4 protein-coding genes are annotated in these 3,227 nt (G+C 60.6%); all 4 read left to right on the top strand.

Annotated elements, in window-relative coordinates:
• Window positions 1-127: 127 nt before the first annotated feature.
• Window positions 128-583, top strand: a complete 456-nt coding sequence (locus ABGT74_RS09580) for a CtsR family transcriptional regulator (RefSeq protein WP_346705364.1) — start codon at window positions 128-130, stop codon at window positions 581-583.
• Window positions 584-857: 274 nt separating this feature from the next.
• Window positions 858-1,397, top strand: a complete 540-nt coding sequence (locus tag ABGT74_RS09585; protein ID WP_346705365.1) for a UvrB/UvrC motif-containing protein — start codon at window positions 858-860, stop codon at window positions 1,395-1,397.
• A complete protein-coding gene (locus ABGT74_RS09590) occupies window positions 1,394-2,395 on the top strand; it encodes an ATP--guanido phosphotransferase (RefSeq protein WP_346705366.1) in 1,002 nt (333 codons plus the stop codon). The genes ABGT74_RS09585 and ABGT74_RS09590 overlap by 4 nt, the downstream gene beginning before the upstream one ends.
• 48 nt (window positions 2,396-2,443) lie before the next feature.
• Window positions 2,444-3,227: Clp protease N-terminal domain-containing protein (locus tag ABGT74_RS09595; RefSeq protein ID WP_346705367.1), on the top strand; the 784-nt coding region annotated here is incomplete at its 3' end.

A 3,227-nucleotide genomic window follows, 5' to 3' on the forward strand; every position in this document is an offset into this window, starting at 1 on the left:
CAATGCACTAATATTTGGTCAGAAATGGTCAGAAAATTCTCTTGCATTTGCGCCGGACAGACGCTATAATAAAGTCAAAGGTCAGGAAAGGTCAGAGAAAAGACCGGAGACCAAAGGAGGTGACAGCATGAAGATGTCGGATGTCATAGCCGATTTTATCGGCGAGATGTTATCATCGGGCGGCGGCGTGGCCGAAGTGCAGCGCAAAAGTCTGGCAGACCGCTTTTCGTGCGTACCAAGTCAGATCAACTACGTGATTGAAACGCGGTTCACACCGGAGCACGGCTATCTGGTCGAGAGCCAGCGCGGCGGCGGCGGTTATATCCGCATCGTACGGCTGATGGATGACAAGCAGCGTACGCTGCTGGAAGCTGCCCGCGGCATTGGCGGTCGATTGACCCAGAACGACGCGGCGCGACTGATGCGCGCATTGCTTTCAGCTGAACTGCTGACGGCGCGCGAGGCACAGCTGCTGCTGAGCGCTTGCTCGGACGGCGCACTGGCCGAGGTTGACAAAGCAGACCGAGACCGGCTGCGCGCGGCGATTTTCCGCTGTGCGGTCATGGGAATCGCGACAACATGAGACGACTTTAACAATCCGCGCTTTGCGCGGCATGCAATGGAGGGCGGCTACGCCGCCCGACAAAAAACCGGGAGCACAAGGTGAATTGGCCGAAGGACAAGAGAAGGTGGCCTGGGCCATGTATCACGGTTTTTTAACAAACAGGCGGCGATGCGAAAAATTGTATTTTGCGCATTGCCGGATGCAATAGGCATTCCCAGCCGTAGGCTGGCGATGCCGTCCATCGATTGAAACTGTACGTTTCAATCGAATTTATCGAAAGGAGTTTTGACTTATGAAATGCGAGAAATGCGGCAAGAATGAAGCGACGATGTATTATAAGGAAACCATCAACGGCGTGACGCGCGAAATGCACCTATGTGCGGACTGCGCGAAACAGGAAAACCTCGGCAGCGCGTTTGAAAACGCATTTCAGTCGATGGATCACTTCTGGAGCGATCCGTTCCATTCGTTCCTCGGCGGCGGTTTCGGCAGCCTGTGGAACGATATGCTGGGTGCGCCGACAGCGACCCTGCTCGGTACCGAGCGCAAGTGCCCGACCTGCGGCATGACCGAAAGCCAATTACGGCAGTCCGGCCGCGTTGGCTGCCCGGATTGCTACAGCACCTTCGCGGATATTTTGAACCCCTACGTCGAAAAGCTGCACGGCGCGACGCGCCACATCGGCACGGCGCCCGCCGCACCCGAGCAGCCCAAGCAAGATCCGGTCGAAGCGCTGCGTGCACAGCTGAAAACCGCGGTCGAAAACGAGGAATACGAGCAGGCCGCGCGTCTGCGCGACGAGATCCGCAGAATGGAGGGCGAGCAGAAATGAGCATGTTTACGATTAACGGCGGCTTTACCGGCCTCGCAGCCTCCAGCCGCGTGCGTCTGGCACGAAACATCAAAGGCTATCCCTTCCGCCTGACAGAGGCGCAGCACAAGGAAATCGCAGATAAGGTTTTCGCCGTGCTGCAGGAAAACCCGACCGTCGGGCCGGAATTTGAAAAGAAACAGATTATCCCACGCGCGACCGAGACCGCGCAGCTGGTCGAGGAACATCTGATCTCGCCTGAGCTTGCCCAGAACGGCGGCTGGCTGATCGTTTCCAAAGATGGCGGCGTGTCCATCATGGTGGGCGAGGAAGACCATCTGCGCTTGCAGGTGATCGGCACCGGGCTGTGCCCGAAGGAGTGCCTGGATACAGCAAACCGCATCGCGGCGCTGATCGAAAGCGCGCTGCCGTTCGCCTATGATGAGCGGCTCGGCTATCTGACCGCGTGCCCGACCAACGTCGGTACCGGCCTGCGAGCGTCCATCATGCTGCACCTGCCTGTGCTGACAGCGACAGGTGCGATCGGCCGCATGACCGGCTATGCCGGCAGCCGTGGCTGCGCAGTGCGCGGCGCATACGGCGAAGGCTCCAAGGCTGTTGGCGGGTTCTATCAGATCTCCAATCAGGTCACGCTGGGCGCATCTGCGGCCGAGTTGACCGACAAGCTGGTCGAGACCGCGACCGCGATCATCGACGCGGAAAAGAAAGCGCGCGAACAGGTGCGCAGTCAGGACGAGGACGGCCTGCGCGACCGCGTATGGCGCGCGGCAGGCACGCTGCGTTCTGCTTACCGTATCGACACCAGCGAAGCCGTGCAGTGCATCTCGGATGTGCTGGTCGGTTTGCAGATGGGGCTGCTCAGCGGTGCTCAGCCGCAGAAGCTGTATGAGCTAGAGCAGCGCATCCGTCCGGCAATGCTGACCGGTGCGCCGCAGGAGCGCGACAAGAAGCGCGCAGAATTGCTGCGTGCGGCAACGAAAGACTTGATTTTGCAATAATCCAATCATTAAATTTGAACTGTTCCACTCAGAAAGGAGTGTTGACCTATGTTTTATCAGAACCGTTTTACCGAGCGTGCACAGCAGGCACTGACCAAGGCGCAGGAAGCCGCGGGTTCGTTCGGACACAGTTATATCGGCTCGGAGCACCTGCTGCTCGGCCTGCTGCGTGAAGGCGGCGGCCCGGCAGCCAAGGCGCTGACCGCCTGCGGCGTGACCGAGGATGCGCTTGTTCAGCAGATTGAGCAGCTTTCCGGCCGCGGCACGCCGGATGCCTCTGCGCCGCAGGGCATGACCCCGCGCACCAAGCGCATTATCGAGCTGGCCGTGCAGACAGCGGCGCAGATGGGCGCAAGCTACGTCGGCACCGAGCATTTGCTGCTTGGCATCCTGCGCGAAGGGCAGAATGTCGGCCTGACCGCGCTGGCAAACCTCAAAGTCACCCCGCAGATGGCGGCGGAAAAGCTGAGCGAAGTGCTCGGCGGCGTCCAGCCGGGCGATATGGAGGGCGCAGGTGCGCCCGGCGCTTCCGGCAAGGGCGCGGAAGGTGCGCTCGGCCAGTTTGGCCGTGACCTGACCGCGGCTGCCCGTGAGGGCAAGCTCGACCCGGTTATCGGCCGTGAAAAGGAAATCCAGCGCGTGATCCAGATCCTGTCCCGCCGCACCAAGAACAACCCCGCGCTGATCGGCGACCCCGGCGTCGGTAAGACTGCCGTGGTCGAGGGTCTGGCGCAGAAGATCGTCGCGGGCGACGTGCCGGAGACCTTGAAGGACAAGCGCGTCGTGTCGCTTGACCTGACCGGCATGATCGCGGGCACCAAGTACCGCGGCG

It is taken from the genome of uncultured Agathobaculum sp. (genome assembly GCF_963927765.1).
Lineage (GTDB): Bacteria > Bacillota > Clostridia > Oscillospirales > Butyricicoccaceae > Agathobaculum.

Coding starts and splice junctions, on each gene's coding strand:
- ABGT74_RS09580 (WP_346705364.1), top strand. CDS start 128: ATGAAGATGTCGGATGTCATAGCCGATTTTATCGGCGAGATGTTATCA.
- ABGT74_RS09585 (WP_346705365.1), top strand. CDS start 858: ATGAAATGCGAGAAATGCGGCAAGAATGAAGCGACGATGTATTATAAG.
- ABGT74_RS09590 (WP_346705366.1), top strand. CDS start 1,394: ATGAGCATGTTTACGATTAACGGCGGCTTTACCGGCCTCGCAGCCTCC.